The organism is Streptomyces sp. RLA012 (genome assembly GCF_056270325.1).
Genome location: NZ_JBWDPA010000002.1, coordinates 1,391,734 through 1,411,669, shown reverse-complemented (window position 1 = coordinate 1,411,669; position 19,936 = coordinate 1,391,734). Strand labels below are relative to the sequence as shown.

At 70.6% G+C, this 19,936-nt stretch carries 17 protein-coding genes; 12 read left to right on the top strand and 5 right to left on the bottom strand.

Translation table 11 applies throughout. The annotated features are described in order from the left end of the window. Window positions 1-28: 28 nt before the first annotated feature. Window positions 29-3,397: a bifunctional lysylphosphatidylglycerol synthetase/lysine--tRNA ligase LysX gene (lysX, locus tag RV986_RS06775; RefSeq protein WP_475916514.1), complete on the top strand. Its 3,369-nt coding sequence runs from the start codon at window positions 29-31 to the stop codon at window positions 3,395-3,397. Window positions 3,398-3,478: 81 nt separating this feature from the next. Next, window positions 3,479-4,327 (top strand): polysaccharide deacetylase family protein, encoded by an 849-nt coding sequence (locus RV986_RS06770; protein WP_475916513.1) that lies wholly within the window; start codon window positions 3,479-3,481, stop codon window positions 4,325-4,327. A 165-nt stretch (window positions 4,328-4,492) separates the two neighbouring features. Here RV986_RS06770 and RV986_RS06765 read toward each other — a convergent pair whose 3' ends face one another. Further along, window positions 4,493-5,170, bottom strand: a complete 678-nt coding sequence (locus RV986_RS06765) for a class F sortase (protein ID WP_475916512.1) — start codon at window positions 5,168-5,170, stop codon at window positions 4,493-4,495. Between the two features lie 968 nt (window positions 5,171-6,138). Here RV986_RS06765 and RV986_RS06760 point away from each other — a divergent pair. Beyond that, complete coding sequence (locus RV986_RS06760) at window positions 6,139-6,558, top strand: hypothetical protein (RefSeq protein WP_475924198.1); 420 nt, start codon at window positions 6,139-6,141, stop codon at window positions 6,556-6,558. A 149-nt stretch (window positions 6,559-6,707) separates the two neighbouring features. On the opposite strand, the gene RV986_RS06755 is transcribed toward RV986_RS06760, so the two are convergent. The 3 genes from RV986_RS06755 to RV986_RS06745 form a co-directional block, all read right to left on the bottom strand. Beyond that, complete coding sequence (locus RV986_RS06755) at window positions 6,708-7,325, bottom strand: hypothetical protein (protein ID WP_475916511.1); 618 nt, start codon at window positions 7,323-7,325, stop codon at window positions 6,708-6,710. Window positions 7,326-7,611: 286 nt separating this feature from the next. After that, on the bottom strand, window positions 7,612-8,376 hold the full coding sequence (locus RV986_RS06750) for a bestrophin-like domain (protein ID WP_475916510.1): 765 nt from the start codon (window positions 8,374-8,376) through the stop codon (window positions 7,612-7,614). A gap of 15 nt (window positions 8,377-8,391) precedes the next feature. Then, window positions 8,392-8,520, bottom strand: a complete 129-nt coding sequence (locus RV986_RS06745) for a hypothetical protein (RefSeq protein ID WP_475916509.1) — start codon at window positions 8,518-8,520, stop codon at window positions 8,392-8,394. Window positions 8,521-8,566: 46 nt separating this feature from the next. Between RV986_RS06745 and RV986_RS06740 the strand changes: the two genes are divergently transcribed. The 6 genes from RV986_RS06740 (at window position 8,567) to RV986_RS06715 (ending at window position 15,416) form a co-directional block, all read left to right on the top strand. Beyond that, window positions 8,567-9,088: a hypothetical protein gene (locus RV986_RS06740; protein WP_475916508.1), complete on the top strand. Its 522-nt coding sequence runs from the start codon at window positions 8,567-8,569 to the stop codon at window positions 9,086-9,088. A gap of 294 nt (window positions 9,089-9,382) precedes the next feature. Next, entirely contained in the window at window positions 9,383-10,330 is a 948-nt protein-coding gene (locus RV986_RS06735) for an SCO0930 family lipoprotein (protein WP_475916507.1), read from the top strand. An 860-nt stretch (window positions 10,331-11,190) separates the two neighbouring features. Beyond that, window positions 11,191-12,003: an SAM-dependent methyltransferase gene (locus tag RV986_RS06730; RefSeq protein WP_475916506.1), complete on the top strand. Its 813-nt coding sequence runs from the start codon at window positions 11,191-11,193 to the stop codon at window positions 12,001-12,003. Further along, complete coding sequence (locus RV986_RS06725) at window positions 12,000-14,135, top strand: putative bifunctional diguanylate cyclase/phosphodiesterase (RefSeq protein WP_475916505.1); 2,136 nt, start codon at window positions 12,000-12,002, stop codon at window positions 14,133-14,135. Before RV986_RS06730 ends, RV986_RS06725 begins: the two co-directional genes overlap by 4 nt. 196 nt (window positions 14,136-14,331) lie before the next feature. Further along, complete coding sequence (locus RV986_RS06720; RefSeq protein WP_475916504.1) at window positions 14,332-14,604, top strand: alpha/beta fold hydrolase; 273 nt, start codon at window positions 14,332-14,334, stop codon at window positions 14,602-14,604. Between the two features lie 32 nt (window positions 14,605-14,636). Beyond that, entirely contained in the window at window positions 14,637-15,416 is a 780-nt protein-coding gene (locus tag RV986_RS06715; protein WP_475916503.1) for an SDR family NAD(P)-dependent oxidoreductase, read from the top strand. A gap of 47 nt (window positions 15,417-15,463) precedes the next feature. On the opposite strand, the gene RV986_RS06710 is transcribed toward RV986_RS06715, so the two are convergent. Beyond that, complete coding sequence (locus tag RV986_RS06710; RefSeq protein ID WP_475916502.1) at window positions 15,464-16,345, bottom strand: LysR family transcriptional regulator; 882 nt, start codon at window positions 16,343-16,345, stop codon at window positions 15,464-15,466. Between the two features lie 119 nt (window positions 16,346-16,464). On the opposite strand from RV986_RS06710, the gene RV986_RS06705 reads away from it, so the two are divergent. The 3 genes from RV986_RS06705 to RV986_RS06695 are packed head-to-tail and all read left to right on the top strand — an operon-like array spanning window position 16,465 to window position 19,831. Further along, on the top strand, window positions 16,465-17,136 hold the full coding sequence (locus RV986_RS06705) for a succinate dehydrogenase (RefSeq protein ID WP_475916501.1): 672 nt from the start codon (window positions 16,465-16,467) through the stop codon (window positions 17,134-17,136). A 2-nt stretch (window positions 17,137-17,138) separates the two neighbouring features. Then, complete coding sequence (locus RV986_RS06700) at window positions 17,139-19,085, top strand: fumarate reductase/succinate dehydrogenase flavoprotein subunit (protein ID WP_475916500.1); 1,947 nt, start codon at window positions 17,139-17,141, stop codon at window positions 19,083-19,085. Further along, window positions 19,082-19,831: a succinate dehydrogenase/fumarate reductase iron-sulfur subunit gene (locus RV986_RS06695; protein ID WP_475916499.1), complete on the top strand. Its 750-nt coding sequence runs from the start codon at window positions 19,082-19,084 to the stop codon at window positions 19,829-19,831. The genes RV986_RS06700 and RV986_RS06695 overlap by 4 nt, the downstream gene beginning before the upstream one ends. The last annotated feature ends 105 nt before the right edge of the window (window positions 19,832-19,936 follow it).

Genomic DNA, 19,936 nt, shown 5'->3' with positions numbered 1-19,936 from the left:
CCGGCAGGCAGTTCCTAGAGTCGGAACCATGAGCACCACCGCGCAGGCCCGCGGACCCAGGGGCGTCTCGGGCCCCGTACGGCTGTCCCGGGGCGGATTCCTCAGCAAGGTGCCCGAAGCGTTCGCGACCTTCTTCGGCGCCCTCTCCCTGCTCTGCGCCCTGCTGGCCTTCGTCGCCCCGCTGCGCCGTCTGCTGCGGCCCCTCGTGGACTTCCTCGACCTGCTGATCGTCCCGGTCAGCGCCAACCTCGCGTACGCCGCCTTCCTGTTCCTGCTCGCCGCCGCGACCGCCGCCCGCAAGAAGATCGCCTGGTGGCTGGTGGTCGTCTATCTCGGCCTGCTGGTCTTCTTCGACATCGTCGGCCTCTCGATGGGCCTGTACGCCGAGTCGCTGCCGTCCTTCGTCGTCTGCGCACTGCTGCTGGTGCTCCTGCTCGTGGCGCGCCGCGAGTTCTACGCCGACTCCCGGCGCGCCGCCGTACGGCGGGCCCTGGCCGTGCTGCTCGTCGGGCTGATCGTGGCGATCCTGCTCGGCTGGGGCCTGGTCGAGCTGTTCCCCGGCACCCTGCCGCGCGGCGAACGGCTGCTGTGGGCGGCCGGCCGGGTGTGCGGCGGACTGGTCTCCAGCAGTTCGTTCAGCGGACGCCCGCCCCACAAGCTCTACTTCGTCCTCGGTCTCTTCGGCGCCCTCGCCCTGCTCAACGCCGCCGCCGCGCTCTTCCGCTCGCAGCGCCTGGAGGCGGCCCTGCGCGGCGACGAGGAGGCCCGTATCCGCGCCCTGCTCCAGGCGTACGGCGCCGACGACTCGCTCGGCTACTTCGCCACCCGCCGCGACAAGGCGGTCGTCTTCTCGGCCAGCGGCAAGGCCGCCGTCACCTATCGCGTCGAGGCCGGCGTCTGCCTGGGCAGCGGCGACCCCGTCGGCGACCGTGAGGCCTGGCCGCACGCCATCGAGGCCTGGCTCGCCCTGGCCCGCCGCCACGCGTGGGCGCCCGCCGTCATGGGCGCCTCCGAGGACGGCGCCAAGGCCTTCGCCCGCGCCGGGCTCGGCGTGCTCCAGCTCGGCGACGAGGCGATCCTGCAGGTGGCCGACTTCGACCTGGACGGCCGGGACATGCGCGTCACCCGCCAGGCCGTCCACCGGGTCCGGCGCACCGGCGCCACCTGCCGGGTACGCCGCCACTCGACTCTCACCGACGAGGAGATGGAGGAACTCGTCGACAAGGCGGACGCCTGGCGCGACACCGAGACGGAGCGCGGCTTCTCCATGGCCCTGGACCGGCTCGGCGACCCCGCGGACGGCGACTGCCTCCTCGTCGAGGCCCTGAGCCCCGACGGCAAGCTCCTCGCGCTGCTCTCCTTCGTGCCCTGGGGCCGGGACGGCATCTCGCTCGACCTGATGCGCCGGGACCGCGGCGCCCCCAACGGCGTCATGGAGTTCATGGTCGCGGAGGTGTGCGCGGCGGCCGGAAGGTTCGGCGTGCGCCGTATCTCCCTCAACTTCGCGGTGTTCCGGTCGGTCTTCGAGGAGGGCGCCCGCATCGGTGCCGGGCCGGTGCTCCGGCTGTGGCGCAGGCTGCTGCTGTTCTTCTCCCGGTGGTGGCAGCTGGAGGCCCTGTACCGGTCCAACGCCAAGTACCGCCCCGAGTGGTACCCCCGCTTCATCTGCTACGGCGACACCGGCTCCCTCGCCCGCATCGGACTGGCCTCCGGCATCGCCGAGGGCTTCGTCTCCGTGCCCTCGCTGCGCAAGCTCTGGGGCAAGGGGCGCCCGAAGGCAGGAGCCGAACCCGCGACCACCGCGGGCCTGCCCCCGCTGTCGGTCCTCGGCCCGGAGCCGGGCGACGAGGGCGCGGCCGCCGATCCGACCGCGGGCCTGCCCGAACAGGTCCGTGTCCGCCACCGCACGCTCGACCGGCTCCGGGCCGCCGGCACCGACCCGTACCCGGTGGGCGTTGCGCCGCGCACCCACACCCTCGCCGAGGCCCGCGCGGCACAGGCCGAACAGGCCCAGCAGGCCCAGCAGGCCCAGCAGGCCGAACAGGCCGAACAGGCCGGACGGGCGGTACAGGCCGAGCCGGCACACCGGCACGTGACCGTCGCCGGGCGCGTCATCCTCGTACGGGACTTCGGCGGGATCCTGTTCGCCGTCCTGCGCGACTGGTCAGGCGACCTCCAACTCGCCCTCACCCGCGAGGAGTCCGGGCCCGCCCTCACCCGGTTCCGCGAGGACGTCGACATCGGCGACCACATCACCGCCGACGGCCTCGTCGGTGCCAGCGACAAGGGCGAACCCACCGTCTTCGTCAGCGACTGGCGGCTCACCGGCAAGTGCCTGCGCCCCCTGCCCGACAAACACCGGGGCCTCGCCGACCCCGAGGCGAAGGTGCGCCGCCGCTATCTCGACCTGGTGTCCAGCCCCGATGCGCGCCAGGTCGTACGCGCCCGCTCCACCGCCGTCCAGGCGCTGCGCCAGGGACTGTTGGACCGTGGCTACCTGGAGGTCGAGACACCGATGCTCCAGCAGATCCACGGCGGCGCCAACGCCCGCCCCTTCACCACCCACATCAACGCCTACGACCTGAACACGTACCTCCGCATCGCCCCCGAGCTCTACCTCAAACGGCTGTGCGTCGGAGGTTTGGAGAAGGTCTTCGAGATGGGCCGCACCTTCCGCAACGAGGGCGTCTCCTACAAGCACAACCCCGAGTTCACCATGCTGGAGGCCTATCAGGCGTTCGCCGACTACGACGTGATGCTCGACCTCACCCGCGAACTGATCCAGGGCGCCGCGACCGCCGCCTTCGGCGCGCCGGTCGCCCGCAAGGACGGTGCCGAGTACGACATCTCCGGTCCGTGGCCGGTCAGGACGGTGTACGGCGCGATCTCCGAGGCCCTGGGGGAGGAGGTCGACGCCGACACACCGCAGGCGGCGCTGCACGGGCTGTGCGACCGCGCGGGCGTGCCGTACCGGGCGGACGACGGACGTGGTGACGTCGTGCTGGAGATGTACGAACGACTGGTCGAGGAGAAGACCCGGCAGCCCACGTTCTACAAGGACTTCCCGACCGAGGTCTCCCCGCTCACCCGGCAGCACCGCGGCGACCCGCGACTCGCCGAGCGCTGGGACCTCGTCGCCTTCGGCATCGAACTGGGCACCGCCTACTCGGAGTTGACCGATCCCGTCGAGCAGCGGCGACGGCTGACCGCACAGTCGCTGCGGGCCGCCGGGGGAGACCCCGAGGCGATGGAGCTCGACGAGGACTTCCTCGACGCGCTGGAGTACGCGATGCCGCCGACCGGAGGGCTCGGTATCGGCGTCGACCGGCTCGTCATGTTCCTCACGGGGCTGACGATTCGCGAGACACTGCCGTTCCCCCTGGTGCGCTGCCGCTGAGCTGGTCCCAACGGGTGCTTTCCTGGGGCCACCGCGGTGTTGCTCAGCTGTGCCACGCCGTCATTGGGCGACTGATGAGTCATGAAAAAGGATCAGCTGCTCACGCGGCGCCGGGCGTTGATCGCCGGTGCCGCCGTCCTGGGGGCCGCGGGAGCGGCGGGCGAGGCCCGCGTCCTCACCGCCGCACCGGCCGCGGGCCCGGTGCGCGACGAATCCGTGGCCGCCGGTCCACAGGCGCGCCGGGCCGCGCTCAAGCCCTCCGCCTACCGCCTCCAGCCGATGACCGGATACGGTCCGCCGCGCCGGACACCCCCGCGGACCGTCGTACGTCACGAGCCGATCCTGCAGGTGAGCGGGCGCGGCCGCAGAATGGTGCTGACCTTCGACGACGGCCCCGACCCGCGCTACACCCCGGACATCCTGCGCACGCTGCGCGAACACGATGTGCGGGCGATGTTCTTCGTGTGCGGGGAGATGGCCGTCGACAACAAGGACCTGCTGGCCGAGATGGCCGAGGACGGGCACATCGTCGGCAACCACACCTGGACCCATCCGTTGCTGACCGAGCTCCCGCGCTCCGAGATCCGCTCCGAGATCGCGCGCACCAGCGACGTCATCGAGAAGGCCTATGGTGAACGGCCCGTCTGGTTCCGCGCGCCCTACGGGGCCTGGAACCGGGCGACCTTCGAGATCGGTGCCGACCTGGGCATGGAGCCGCTCGCCTGGACGGTCGACAGCCTCGACTGGACCACCCCGGGCACCGGCACCATCATCGACCGGGTCGAGAACGGGGCCGCCCCGGGTGTCGTCGTCCTCTCCCACGACGCGGGCGGCGACCGCTCCCAGACCGTGCGGGCGCTGCGCGACTATCTCCCCGAACTGCTCGACTCCGGCTACCACCTCACCGTGCCGCGACGCCAGTACAGCTGACCGGGCAGGCGGGGCGACCACGGAGACCGGGTGCGGCGGCCGGTGCGTCAGGATCCAGCGCCCCACCACACGAACCGCTCGGGGCCGGGCTGCCCGGGATTCCGAGGGGCCGGTGGCTGGGCCACCGGCCCCTCGGGTGGAATGTGCCGGTCCGTCGGGGAGCGCTCAGCGCACCCCGACCAGGCGGGCGAAAACCACGACGTTCCCCTCGTAACCGTGCTGCTTGGAGAAACCACCCCCGCAGGTGATGACCCGCAATTCCGGGGTGCCCTTGCTGCCGTATACGCGGTCGCCGGGGAAGTTGCTCTTCTGGAAAACATCGATGCCGTAGATCTCGAATGTCGCGGTCCTGCCGTCCTTTCGCAGTACCTCGACCCGGTTTCCCTTCTTGAGGGCTCCGAGCCCGTAGAAGACGGCCGGGCCCCGGGTGTTGTCCACATGGCCCACGATCACGGCCGTGCCCTTCTCGCCGGGTGACACCGCGCCGGTGAACCACCCCGCGAGATTCGGGTTGTCGGGCGGCGGCGCGTCGACCCAGCCGCCCGAGTCGAGACCCACCGGCACGACCGGGGCGTCGACCTGGATCGCCGGGATCCTGACCCGGTTCACCGCGGAGTACGACAGCGAGGCGGGCGCGGCGCTGGGACTGGAGAAGACGTTCCCGTTCCCGGGAGTCCGGTTGTCCGCCGCTGCCGCCGAGGCGGGCTGCGGAGGGCCCACGTCGAACTCACCGGAACCATTCCGAATGAGTGCGAGGCCGGTCAGCAGAACAAGCGCTATCACGCCCCACGGGGCGCGCTTCTTCTGCCGCTCCTCCTCTTCGGCCAGCTCGGACGCAAACATTCGCAATCCCCTCTCGACGCGGCCGTCGCCGCGTCCGTCGCGCATACGAGAAAGCTAAGTGGAGCATGCCCGGCGAGCGACGGGACGCGGGCGAACGGGTGTCGGCGTACCGCCGTGGTGAGCCATCCGAGTTGCCGAGGGCAGGAAATTTCTGACAGTCCGTGACCTGCGGCAATATCCGATTGTGTGGAATTCTTTCGGCGTGTCTTCTCACCAGGACGGACCATTCTCGAAATGCGGCCCTGTGCAGGGCATCTGAGGGTCTGTCTGGGAGGCGCTTTCTCGCCGATCGACCGGGGACGGTTCCCGGGGCGTCTTCCGCGGAGGATCACATGCGTACAACTCGTGCCCTGGCGGTCTCTGCCGCCGTGGTCGCCGCGGTGGGGCTCGCCGCCCCGGTGGCGGCGGCCTCGAACGAACCGGGCAACAACGAACCGGGCAACAACGAACCACTCGGCAACAACGGTGGACCGGGCGCTGGTACCGGACTGGAAGGCGGTGTAGTGGGTGGCGGCGGTGTCGTAGGTGGCGGGGGTGTAGTGGGTGGCGGCGGTGTCGTAGGTGGCGGGGGTGTAGTGGGCGGTGGCGGTGTCGTAGGCGGCGGCGTGGTGGGCGGTGGCGGGGTACTGGGTACCGGCGGCGTAGTGGGCGGCGGCGGGGTACTGGGCAACGGTGCTGGGCTCGGCAACGGCGGGGTACTGGTCTACGACGGCCGCCTGGGCGACAACGGTCGGTTCAATGGCAACGGCCGTTTGGGTGACAACGGCCGGTTCAATGGCAACGGCCGCCTGGGCGACAACGGTCGGTTCAACGACAACGGCCGCCTGGGCGACAACGGCCGGTTCAACGACAACGGCCGGTTCAACGACAACGGCCGCCTGGGCGACAACGGCCGGTTCGACGACAACGGTCGGTTCGATGACAACGGTCGGTTCGACGACAACGGTCGGTTCGATGACAACGGCCGGCTGGGCCGCAACGAGGTGAGAAACATCGTCGTCCGGCCCAACGTCATCGCGCGGGGCGGCCGGCTGACGATCACCGTGGACGGCGACGCCTGCCAAAGGCCCGGCAGCACGGTCTCCTCGCGGGCCTTCCGAACCACCCCGCTGCGCCGGGTGAGCGGCGACTCCGCCATCGCCACGGTCACCGTCGACCGCGACGCGCGCCCGGGGACGTACGACGTCACGGCCCGCTGTGACGGCAACCGAAGGCTGACCCGGCCCGCCGCCTTCACCGTCGTCGGCGGTGTCAGAGGTGGTCTCGGCGGGAGCAGCGCCAACGGGGCGACGCCCGCCGACATGGCGATCGGCGGCGGACTGGTGGCCTCCGGAGTGGTCGGTGGCGGCCTGTTCTGGATGCGCCGCAAGTCCGACAAGCAGGTCTGACCGGCGGGTCGGAGCGGTGGATCGACCGATCACCTTCTTCGGCGCCCCTGTGCGCGCCTGCGACAGTCCTTCTCCCCGGTCCCCGCGGAGAGGGTCCGGGGAGAAGGGCTGTACGTCCGGGGCATACGAGCGCTGTGAGTGCCGCGCGGTCAGGAGTCGTCGGCGGCGGTACGGCGGCGCGTCATGTGCCACGCGGTGCCGACGCAGCCGGCGATGAGCGCGGTTCCCAGGCCGATCTCCTTCAGGTCGAAACCGCCGCCGCTGCTGCCGCCGACACCCGCCCTGACACCCCGCTGAGCGGTGACCGGGACGGACACCTGATCGCGAGTCGTGTGGGTGCTGGAGTTGGTATTGGTGTTGGTGTCCGAGTCGGTGTCGGAGCGGTCGGTGGCGATGGTGAGTTCGGTGCGCCCGCTCTCGTTGCCGCACTGGAACGTCACCTCGTACACGGCGCCCGCTTTGGCGTCCCGGTCGACCAGGGCCGTGGCCGACGACTGTCCACTGGGGATGGTGACGGTGTCGAAGACGCCGGAGGAAACCCTGGTGACGGAGTCGCAGCTCTCCGCGTTCAGCCGGAGCCGCCCGCCCGCCTCGATGGTCTGCGGCTGCACGTTGAAGCCGAACGAGGTGATGTTGCTGTTGCTCCGGCCGCTGTCTCGGCCGCCGTCGCCGCTGTCGTCGTCGTTCCCCGCGAGGGCGGCGGATGCGGTGAAGGTCAGGGCGGTCACGCCCAGTAGGGCGGCCGAAGCGACGCCTATCGCGTGCATGGGTGAGCCTCCGGGTCCACGAGGAGCCTCGCTGCGGACCGTTTCCGCCTGCGCCTGAAATGCACCTCGATGATCGGAACGCTAGGAAAGGGCGCACGACGGCGCGATCGCTGTCGCCCGAACGGGGCAATCATGTGGGCCGTTCGGGTGGCGGTGCGCGGGTGGCCGGGGGACGGACCCGGCGTGGCGCCCGTCCCCCGACCCTCCGTCTCCCGACCGTCCGTCTCCCGACCGTCAGTCCCTCGACCGTCAGTCCCTCGACCGTCCGGCCCCTAGCGGGGGTCCGTCACTTCGGAAGGTGCGGGAACAGTGCCGTGAACGGTTCCGCCGAGGCCGTGATCCCCCGGCTGTAGGGCGCGTCGAAGTCCCAGATCAGGAAGAGCAGGAAGGCGATCAGGGCGGAGAAGAGCCCGGCGAGGATCAGCTCGCGCTTGGTGCGCCGGATCTGCAGCGCGAACACCATCCCGATCGTGACCAAGGCGCCGGTGATCAGGCCGAACCACACCACCCCGGGCATGGTCGCGCCGGTGGAGTCGGCGCGGTTGCTGCGTGCTCCGTCGGCCACCGTCACCTGGTCGACGAGCGGCTGGTACGCCTGTGCCTCGAAGTCCGTCTTCGGCTGGTAGTCGGTGACGTCGTGGCGGATCACCTCGAAGAGCCGACCGCCCTTGGCGGTCACCTGGCCGTGGTCGGCCATGCTCTTCCACTCGGTCCTGACGACGTAGCCGACATACGCGTCGACGTCACCGCGGATGCGGTCGCGCACCTCCGGAGGATAGACGCGGACCCGCTCCGAGATCTCGTGCAGCGCCTGGGCCTCCGTCTGCACATGGTCCTGGGCGGCGCTGCGGGCCTCCCAGACACCGGCGATCGCCAGCCCCAGGACGATGGCGTAGACCACGCCGATCATCATGGTCATGTACTCGATCACGTCCGGGGTCTCGGACGGATCCTCGTCATCCGGGGCCCTTCGGGTGCGTACGAGGGACACGACGAGGACGACGACACACGCCGCCGCCATCGCGAGGACGAGAACAAGCCATTCCGACAAGGATGCCTCCAGGGGTCAGCGCGGACGCAGCGCCGCGACGGCGAGCAGCGCGGGCACGGTGACGAGCAGGGTCAGCGAGACCAGGGACGGTCCGCTGCGGGCCGAGTGCTTGCGCGTCGGGGTGCGGTACGCCGGATAACTCACCGGGGTCGCCGACGGCTTGGGACGCGCCTTGTGTGTAGGTGTGGGAGTGGGCGGGGGTGTGGGTGTGGGGGAGGGCTTCGGTGCCGGCCGCGGAGCGGGCGGGGGCGCGGGCGGTGGTGCCGGCCTCGGCGGCGGTGCCGGGACGGGGTGCCGCGGGGTCGGCGAGGCGGGTGGCGGCGGTGGCGGTGGCGGCGCGGGAGGCGGTGGCTTCGGCCGGGGGCTGGGCGGGGGCGCGGGGGGCGGTGGTGGTGGCGGTGGCTTCGGGGTGGGCGAGGGCGATGGGGGCGGCGGGCTGATGGTGCAGAAGCCGCCGCCGGCGACCGCCACCCCGTCCGAGCCGTCCGGGCCGATGGAGGCGTACGCGCAGGAGTCGGCGACCGCCGCCGAGGCCGGCGCGCCGCCGATGATCCAGGTCAGCGTCAGCAGCGCCAACACGCGTATGACGAGGGCGGACCGGGTCCGCTGTGGTGCATGCACGACGGAGATCATGGGGCGCGCCGCGCCCACGCACGCCGGTGTGGACGGGTATTGCCCCCGAACGGAGGACTTGCGGGTCGGAGCGGTTTGACGGCCGCGCGGGACACGGCCACCGGGGTGGGCACAGGTGCGCGAGGAACGGCGGCCCCGGCCACCGCGCGGATCGCGTCACGCGGCTTGGCCCGGACGCCGTCGAGCACTTCGCGAGGCGGCTGTCCAGCCCACCGCGCGGCGGCTGGCGGAGGGTTGGCGCCGGCGGTGTCACAGCTTTCGGAAAGTTTTTTGTGAGCCCGTTGAACACATCTGCCACTCCCGGCCGTACCTAGGGCCATGCGCGGCGCAGCAGGGCGCTGCAACCCTTAACGCGAACAGTGGGAGTTACCCAATGAAGACCTCCTGGCGGAGCGCCTCCCTCGTAGCGGCAGCTGCGGCCGTGCTGGCGCTCACGACGGCGTGCGGTCAGGAATCGGGCACCCCGTCGACGGGCACCCAGAACGTGGGCGCCGCCGCGGCTGCCAACGGTTATGGCCAGGCCACCAGCAGCAGTACTACTTCTCCCAACGGCTATGGCGCGGACCAGCAGAGTGCCGCGCCCAAGGCGGAGTCCGCGGGGCAGCTCGCCGTCGCGGAGAACACGACGCTCGGCAAGGTGCTGACCGACAGCGCCGGATTCACCCTGTACCGCTTCGAAAAGGACACTCCCGAGCCGCCGAAGTCGAACTGTGACGGCGACTGCGCGACCGCTTGGCCGCCCGTTCCCGCCGACGGCGCCGTGGCCGCCACCGGTGTGGACAAGGCCCTGCTCGGCGAGGTCACCCGTTCGGACGGCACCAAGCAGCTGACCATCGGCGGCTGGCCGATGTACCGGTTCGCCAAGGACACGAAGGCCGGCGACACCAACGGCCAGGGTGTCGGCGGTACTTGGTACGCGTCCGCTCCCGATGGCAAGAAGGCGACCCTGGCGTCGCTGCCGGGCCTGTCGACCCGTAAGGACCCGACGCTCGGCGAGATCGTCGTCGACAAGAACGGCATGACGGTCTACCGCTTCCTGAAGGACCAGGCGTGGCCCGTCCCGAAGTCCGCCTGCGTCGGCGCCTGCCTGGAGAAGTGGCCGGCCGTGGCGCCGGTCGAGGCCAGCGACACCAAGGGCGTTCAGAAGAAGGGCCTGATGGGCTTCACCCGCCCGGACGGCACCAAGCAGATGACCGTCAACTGCTGGCCCATCTACACCTTCTCCGGTGACTCGGCTGCCGGGGAGACCAACGGTCAGGGCGTGGGCGGTACGTGGTACGCCGTCGCCCCCGACGGAAAGCCGGTCGGCGCGCCGAAGTAGAGGATCACCTCCCCAGGGTCGATCACCTCGCCCGGAACAACGGATCGCGGAAGGGAGTGGACCAGGACTGGCAAGTGTGCCGGACGAACAGAACAGAACGCGCGCGACCTCGGTCCGCCCCCTCCGCACCGCACGGAGGGGGCGGGCCGCTCGGCGTTTCCCGACCGCTCGGCACGCTCCCACCGCTCGATGCGCGGGCCGCCCGGCGCGCTCAACGCCCGGCTCCCTCGGCATGGCCCAATGCCCGGCTCACTCGCCCCGCTCGGCATGGCTCAACGCTTGGCTCACTCGGCTCCCTCGGCATGGCCCAACGCGCCTGGCTCACCCTGCCCGCTCGGCATGTGCCAATGCCCGGCTCACCCGCCCCGCTCGGCATGCGTGGAACGCCCGCCTCGCCCGCCTCGCTCGGCATGCGAGGAACACCTGGCTCATCTGGCCCATCCAGCGCATCCGGCCTGTCCGGCCCTTCCGGCTCATTCAGCTCTTCCGACCCATTCGGCTCGCTCGGCTCAGTCGTTTCACCGGACACGCGAGGAACACCCGGCTCACCGGCCTCATCCGGCTCACTCGGCGCGTGAACGCCCGTAAATTTTCCACACCTGGGATACCCGACGCTCCCGATACCGTCGCGACGCTTGGTAACTCCCGGGAACTTTTTGGAATGCTTCGCATCGATTTCGCGGTGACAGCGGACGGCGTGTTCGAACGCCCTGCGCAGCGCCCCATTCGGCACATGCCCGAGGCAGTGCCGGTGAACGGACGGTCAATTTCCGTTTTGGCTCGCTCCTTTGGCGGGCGATCAGTAGCCTCAGCTCGAACACCGGATCGCCTACGCCGTCGACTACGCCTTGGAGAGATAGATGGAGCGTCCCGCCTGGGCCCCCCGGAGTATTGACATCTCGGTGCCGAGCGTGTCCCGTATCTATGACTACTACCTGGGCGGTTCGCACAACTTCGAGGTCGACCGGGAAGCCGCGCGCAAGGCGATGGAGTTCATGCCGGGACTGCCCAAGATCATGCAGGCGAACAGGGCGTTCATGCGCCGCGCCGTGCGGTTCGCGGCCGACGAGGGCATCGACCAGTTCCTCGACATCGGCTCCGGTATCCCGACCTTCGGCAATGTCCACGAGATCGCCCAGACGGCCAGACCCGGCGCACACGTCATGTACGTCGACCACGACCCGGTCGCCGTCGCGCACAGCGAGGCCGTCCTGCGGGACAACGAGGACGCGGACGTGATCGCGGCCGATCTGCTCAAGCCCCAGGAGATCCTGGCGAGCCCCCAGGTGCGGCGGCTGATCGACCTGAACCGTCCGGTCGCTCTCCTCCTCGTTGCCATACTGCACTTCGTGGAGGACGCGGACGACCCGTACGGTGCGGTGGCCGAGCTGCGCGACGCGCTGGCGCCGGGCAGCCTGCTCGTCGTCACGCATGCCTCGTACGAGGGAATTCCGCTCCCCGAGGAGCGGGCCGCGGGCGCGGTCGACGTGTACAAGGACATCCGCAATCCGCTGATCATGCGCTCGCGCGACGAGATCGCGCGGTTCTTCGAGGGGTACGACATGGTGGAACCCGGACTGGTGCCGATGCCGATCTGGCGCCCGGACACGGCACCCGAGGACGAGGATCCGTATTCCTTCTCCGGATTCGCCGGCGTGGGGCGCACGGCGTGATCGCCGAGCCGGACGGGCCGGAGGACAGACTGCGCAGGTTCGCGACGATCTGGAGCCGGGCGGTCTTCCCGGTCACCTCCACGTCGCTGACCCGGCCGGAGCTCGAACAGCAACTGGTGCCGCTCGCACGGCGGTTGAGCGAAGCGTTGCGGGCCAGGACCTTCGAGGCCGGCGAGGGCAAGGCGGTCGGCGCCGCGCTCATCACCGCGCACTGCACGGACCCGGAGGCACTCAGCCGCACCCTCGACTGCGTCGACGCCTATCTGGTGCTCTACTGCGGCGAGGACGGGCCCCAGGAGGCCCTGCGGACCCGTTCGGCGCGTCTGCAGCACGCCATGGCCGCGGGGTTCGCCGCCGCGCTGCGGGAGCGGACGCTCGGCGAGCAGGAGGCCATCTACCAGGCGGCGTTGAACGCGCGCAGCACGGTGGCCGAGGCGCTGCACGCGAGTGAGGCCCGCTTCCGCGCGGTCTTCGAGGGTGCGGCCATAGGAATCGGCATCGCCGACCTCGAAGGCAACATACTGCAGGTCAACGGAGCCCTGCTGCGTATGTTCGGCGGCTCCGAGCAAGGGGTGCGCGGCCGCAGGGTCCCCGAGTGGACGCACCCCGAGGACGCTCCGCAGGTCTGGCGGCTGTACGAGGAGTTGGTACGCGGCGAGCGCGAGCACTACCACGTCGAAAAGGCCTTCTACCGGCCCGACGGCACCGCCCTGTGGACCAATCTGACGGTGTCCCTGCTGCGCGACGCGGACGGCCGGCCCCAGTACCAGCTCGCGTTGATGGAGGACACCACCGAGCGGCGGCTGCTCAATCTGCGGCTGCGCTACGAGGCCACGCACGACGCGCTCACCGGACTGCCCAACCGGACCCTCTTCTTCGAACGTCTGGAGAAGGCGCTGTCCGGGGGCAAGGAACAGCGTTTCGGCCTGTGCTACCTCGACCTCGACGGCTTCAAGACCATCAACGACAGCCTCGGGCACGCGGCCGGCGACCGGCTGCTCGTCGAGGTCGCCGACCGGCTGCAGTCCTGCGCGACCGCGCCCGGCGAGATGGTCGCCCGGCTCGGCGGTGACGAGTTCGTGGCCCTCACCACCGGGCCCGACACCGAGCGCGAGGTCGACGAGCTCGCCGGGCGCATCATGAACGCCCTGGTCACCCCGATCAGCATCGACGGCCGCGAGCTGACCGTGCGCGGCAGCATCGGAATCGTCGAGGGCCCGGCGGGCGAGCGCGGCCCCGCGGAGGTGCTGCGCAGCGCCGACATCACGATGTACCGCGCCAAGTCCGCGGGCGGCAACCGCTTCGAGCTCGCCGACCCCGAGGCCGACGCCCGCGCCATCACCCGGCACGGCCTCACCACCGCGCTGCCCGCGGCCCTGGACCGGGGCGAGTTCTTCATCGAGTACCAGCCGCTCGTGCACCTCGGCGACGGCCGGGTGCACGGCGCGGAGGCGCTGGTGCGCTGGCTGCACCCGCAGCACGGCGTCCTCGGCCCGGACCGGTTCATCCCGCTCGCCGAGCACACCGGGCTGATCGTGCCGCTCGGCCGCTGGGTGCTGGAGCAGTCGGTCCGCCAGGCCCGCCAGTGGCAGGAACGACACGCCGACGCGGGCCCGCTGCGGATCAACGTCAACCTCTCGCCCTGCCAGCTGACCCACCCGGGCCTGGTCCAGGACACGGTCGACATCCTGGAGCGTGAAGGGCTCGACGCCGACACGCTGTGCCTGGAGGTCACCGAGTCCGCGCTGATCGGCGCCGACGACGATCTCCTGAAACCGCTGCGGCGGCTCGCCGAGATGGGCGTCGACATCGCCCTCGACGACTTCGGCACCGGCTACTCCAACCTCGCCAATCTGCGCCGCCTGCCCGTGAGCATCCTCAAACTGGACCGCTCCTTCACCCAGGGCATGCAGCAGTTCCCGGCGGACCCAGTCGACCTCAAGATCGTCGAGGGGATCGTCTCGCTCGCCCACAGCCTTGATCTCGCGGTCACGGTGGAAGGCGTCGAAACGGGCGCCCAGGCCGAGCAGTTGCGGATACTGGGCTGCGACACGGCCCAGGGCTGGTACTACGCCCGCCCGGGTCCGCCGGAGCGGCTGCACGAGCTGGCGCTGGTGGACGCCACCGGCTGAGGCCCCGCGCGCGGCATGGTCTCCCGAAGCGGAGGCCGCGCCGCCGCGCTGCCCGGGCGCCGGGGGCGACAAGGAGATCGGCGCCCATGACTGCCGACGGAGTCCGGACCCGTCGCGCCGTCCCGGGACGGCCCCGAGAAGTCCGGGAGAAGGCCATGTCCGATCCGCGCACTCCCGCCGTCCTCGTCCACGGCCGGTGGCTGCACGCCGGCTCCTGGGAGTCCTGGTTCCCCGGATCGACCTGGCCGAGGAGCACGGCCACGCGCCGCCGCGACCAGGCCGGCCCGGCACCGGCGCCGAGGCCCGGCGCCACCCCGAGGCCGGCGCGGGGCTCGGCATCGACGACGTCACCGAGCACGACGCCGGGATCAGCCGCTCCCTCGACCGCCCGCCGGTGCTCATCGGGCACTCGTTCGGCGGTCTCCTCGCACGCCGCGTCGCACGTACCCGCGCTCACCGCAGAGACTGAAGACACCGCAGAACCTGAAGGAGCTGAGAAGGATGAGCACGGAACTCCAGGGCAGGACCGCCGTCGTCACCGGTGCGAGCAAGGGCATCGGACTGGCCGTCGCCGAGGCGCTGGCGGGTGCGGGCGCGACGGTGATCGCGGGGTCCCGCACCACGACGCCGGGCCTCGACGCGCTGATCAAGCAGGGTGACGTGACCTGGGTGCCGGTGGACCTGGCCGAGCAGGGGGCCGCCGAACGCCTGGTGGAGGCGGCGGACGGCCGGCTGGACATCCTGGTCAACAACGTCGGCGCGGCCCCCGCCCGCACCGGCGGCTTCCTCTCGGTGACCGACGAGGACTGGCGGCGCACGATCGACCTGAACCTGTACACGGCCGTACGCATCACCCGTGCCGCCCTGCCGCTGATGCTGAGCGCCGGTCAGGGCTCGGTCGTGACGATCGCCTCGGTCAACGCCACGCTGCCCGACCCCCTGGTGATCGACTACAGCGCCGGCAAGGCCGCCCTGGTCGCCTTCTCCAAGGCCCTGTCCAAGGAGGTCGGCCCCAAGGGCATCCGGGTCAACACCGTCAGCCCCGGCCCGGTGGAGACCGAGCTGTGGCTCGGCGGCGGCGGAGTGGCGGACACGGTCTCGGCCGCCGCCGGGATCACCCCGGACGACGTGGTCGCCCAGGCGGCAGGCGCCGCGGTCACCGGCCGCTTCTCCCAGCCGTCCGAGGTGGCCGACCTGGTGCTCTTCCTCGCCGGTGACCGCTCGCGCAACATCACCGGCAGCGACTTCGTCATCGACGGCGGCTTCATCCCGACCTGGTGACTGCGGCGCCGGGCCGGTGGGGGGCGCTCCCGAGCGGGATCCCCGGGTCAGCGTTCCAGCAGCATCCGCTGGAGTTCCCTGGCCGCCCGGGGCGGAGCCACGTCACTGCGGTGGGCCAGCGCGATGATGCGGTGCAGTCCGGGCCGCGCCAGCGGCGTCACCCGTAGGCCGCGCCCCGACCGCGTCGCGACCATGCGCGGTACGACGGCCACGCCGAGACCCGCCCGGACGAAGCCCAGCACGGCGTCCATCTCACCGCCCTCGACGGCGAAGTCCGGCTCGAAGCCCTCCGCGTGGCAGGCGGCGACGGTCAGTTCCCGCAGGTCGTAGCCGTGCCGGAACATGACCAGGCGCTCGCCCTCCAGGTCGGGGATCCGTACCGTACGGCCGTTGCCCGGCGCGGGCGCCTCCGGTGACGACACCACCACCAGATCTTCGCGCAGCAGTTCCACCGTGGTCAGGGCGGGGGAGGGGGTGGGCAGCGGGAGCACGACCAGGGCCAGGTCCAGGGCGCCGCGCGCCAGCTCCCGTACGAGATCGTGGGAGCCGCCCTCCTCGATCAGCAGCCGGATGCCGGGATACCGGTCGTGGAAGGCCCGCAGCACGTCAGGCAGCAGACCGGTGCACACACTCGGTGTCGCCCCCAGCCGCACCCGGCCACTGCGCAGCTGGGCGAGTTCCTGCACCTCGTGCCGGGCGGTGTCCGCGTCGGCCAGGATGCGCCGGGCCAGCGGCAGCAGCGCCTCGCCCGCGTCCGTGAGCGTGATGTTGCCGCGCGCCCGCAGGAACAGATCCGCCCCCAACTCCCGTTCCAGCGCCTTGATCTGCTGGGACAGGGACGGCTGGGCGACATGGACCAGATCGGCGGCCCGGGTGAAGTGCCGGGTCTCGGCGACGGCCACGAAGTACTGGAGCTGCTGGAACTGCATGCCGTCATCATAGGCATCGGCTATCGAAACGAGCCGGACCATGTCTTGGACCGATCAGCGCCTTCCGCCTAGCGTTCTGAGACATGGCTCTGGCAACGCGGACGGACCGGCGACCGTCCATGACCCGCACTGTGTGGGACAGCTCCGTCGGGAAGAAGACCGTGATGGCCGTCAGCGGCCTGATCATGCTGCTGTACCTGGTCGCGCACATGCTCGGCAATCTGAAGATCTTCTTCGGGTCGGGCGACTTCAATCACTACGCGCACTGGCTGCGCACCCTCGGCGAGCCCGCCCTGCACTACGAGTGGGCCCTGTGGATCATCCGCGTGGTCCTGGTCGTCGCCGTCGTCGCGCACGCCACCGCCGCGTACCAGCTGAGCCGCCGCGACCTCAGGGCGCGCCCCAGCAAGTACGTCCACAAGAAGCCGCGAGCGAGTTACGCCACGCACACCATGCGCTGGGGCGGGATCATCCTCGGCCTCTTCATCGTGTGGCACATCCTCGACCTGACGACCGGCACCGTCCACCCGGACGGCTTCCAGTCGGGACACCCGTACCAGAACGTGATCGACACCTTCTCGACCTGGTACGGCGACGTCATCTACATCGTCGCGATGCTCGCCCTCGGCCTGCACATCCGGCACGGCTTCTGGAGCGCCGCACAGACGCTCGGCGCGGGCAGCCGCAGCCGCGACCGCGCCCTGAAGACCATCGCCAATGTTCTCGCGCTGCTGCTCACGGCCGGCTTCATCGCCGTACCCGTGGGTGTCATGACCGGAGTGGTGAGCTGAAGATGACCTACACCGATTTCTCGACCGGCGAGCCCCTCGTCGACGCCAAGGCGCCCTCCGGCCCCATCGGCGAGCGCTGGGACAACCGCCGTTTCGAGGCCAAACTGGTCAACCCCGCCAACCGGCGCAAACACACGGTGATCGTCGTCGGGACCGGCCTCGCCGGCGGCTCCGCCGGTGCCACGCTCGCCGAGCAGGGCTACCACGTCGTGCAGTTCTGTTATCAGGACTCGCCGCGCCGCGCCCACTCGATCGCCGCCCAGGGCGGCATCAACGCGGCGAAGAACTACCGCAACGACGGCGACTCCGTCCACCGCCTCTTCTACGACACCGTCAAGGGCGGCGACTTCAGGGCGCGCGAGTCCAACGTCCACCGCCTCGCGCAGATCTCCGTCGAGATCATCGACCAGTGCGTGGCACAGGGCGTGCCGTTCGCCCGTGAGTACGGCGGTCTGCTGGACACGCGTTCGTTCGGTGGTGTGCAGGTCTCCCGTACCTTCTACGCCCGCGGCCAGACGGGGCAGCAGTTGCTGCTCGGCGCCTATCAGGCGCTGTCCCGGCAGATCGCGGCGGGGAACGTCGAGATGCATCCGCGGACCGAGATGCTCGACCTGATCGTCATCGACGGGCGGGCGCGCGGGATCGTGGCGCGGGATCTCGTCACCGGCCGTATCGGCACGTACTTCGCGGACGCCGTCGTTCTCGCCAGTGGTGGCTACGGCAACGTCTTCTACCTCTCGACGAACGCGATGAACTCCAACGCGACCGCCGTCTGGCGGGCGCACCGGCGCGGTGCCCTCTTCGCCAACCCGTGCTTCACGCAGATCCATCCGACCTGTATCCCGCGTACGGGCGAGCACCAGTCGAAGCTGACGCTGATGAGTGAGTCGCTGCGCAACGACGGCCGGATCTGGGTGCCCAGGGCCAAGGGCGACACGCGTCCGGCGAACCAGATCCCCGAGGACGAGCGCGACTACTACCTGGAGCGCATCTACCCGGCCTTCGGCAACCTCGTGCCGCGTGACATCGCCTCCCGCGCCGCGAAGAACGTGTGCGACGAGGGCAGGGGGGTCGGCCCCGGCGGGCAGGGCGTCTATCTCGACTTCGCCGACGCCATCCGGCGGATGGGCAGGAAGGCGGTCGAGGAGAAGTACGGCAACCTCTTCGACATGTACGCGCGGATCACCGCCGAGGACCCGTACAGCGTGCCGATGCGGATCTACCCCGCCGTGCACTACACGATGGGCGGCCTGTGGGTCGACTACGACCTGCAGACCACCGTTCCCGGCCTGTTCGCGATCGGTGAGGCCAACTTCTCCGACCACGGCGCCAACCGCCTCGGCGCCTCCGCGCTGATGCAGGGCCTCGCCGACGGCTACTTCGTGCTGCCGGCGACCATCAACGACTACCTGGCCCGGCATCCCGGACACGAGAACATCGACGCCGAACACCCCGTCGTACAGGAGGTGTTGGCCGAGACCGAGGACCGCCTCAACCTGCTGCTGTCCGTCGACGGCGACCGCACCCCCGACTCCTTCCACCGCGAGGTCGGCGAGCTCATGTGGGAGTTCTGCGGGATGGCCCGCACCGACAGCGGACTGCGCAAGGCGCTGGAGCGCATCCCGCAGATCCGCGAGGAGTTCTGGCGGCGCATCAAGGTCCCCGGCACCGGCGAGGAGTTCAACCAGTCGCTGGAGAAGGCGAATCGCGTCGTCGACTACCTGGAGCTCGCCGAGCTGATGTGCCTCGACGCACTGCACCGCGCCGAGTCCTGCGGCGGGCACTTCCGCGAGGAGTCCCAGACCCCCGACGGCGAGGCCGCCCGCCGGGACGAGGAGTTCTCCTACGCGGCCGCCTGGGAGTTCACGGGCACCGGCGAGGCGCCCGTCCTGCACAAGGAAGACCTGGTCTTCGAGTACGTCCACCCCACTCAGCGGAGCTATGCATGAAGCTCACCCTGCGCGTCTGGCGGCAGAAGAACGCCGACGCCGAAGGCGCCATGTCCACCTACCAGGTGGACGACATCTCGGCCGACATGTCGTTCCTGGAGATGCTCGACACCCTCAACGAGGAACTCATCCTCAGGGGCGAGGACCCGGTCGCCTTCGACCACGACTGCCGCGAGGGCATCTGCGGCGCCTGCAGCCTGGTCATCAACGGCGACGCCCACGGACCCGAACGCACCACCACCTGCCAGCTGCACATGCGCTCCTTCCACGACGGCGACACCATCGACATCGAGCCCTGGCGCGCCGCCGCGTTCCCGGTCGTCAAGGATCTCGTCGTCGACCGCAGTGCCTTCGACCGGATCATCCAGGCCGGGGGCTATATCACCGCTCCCACCGGCGCCGCGCCCGAGGCGCACGCCACGCCGGTGCCGAAACCGGATGCCGACTTCGCCTTCGAACACGCCGAGTGCATCGGCTGCGGCGCCTGCGTGGCCGCCTGCCCGAACGGCGCCGCGATGCTCTTCACCTCCGCCAAGATCAACCACCTCAACACGCTCCCCCAGGGCACACCCGAGCGGGAGACCCGCGTGCTCGACATGGTGGCGCGGATGGACGAGGAGGGCTTCGGCGGGTGCACGCTCACCGGAGAGTGCGCCACCGCCTGCCCCAAGGGCATTCCGCTGGTTTCCATCACCGGAATGAACAAGGAATGGCTGCGGGCCGCACGCAAAGCGGGGCGGCGCTGAGGTCGCTTTTCGCCTGCGGGCCGGTGGGGGCTGGGCGCGCAGTTCCCCGCGCCCCTTTGGGGCGCGCTCTCGCCGAGGTCACTTGTTCAGAAAACGTTCGCCGGA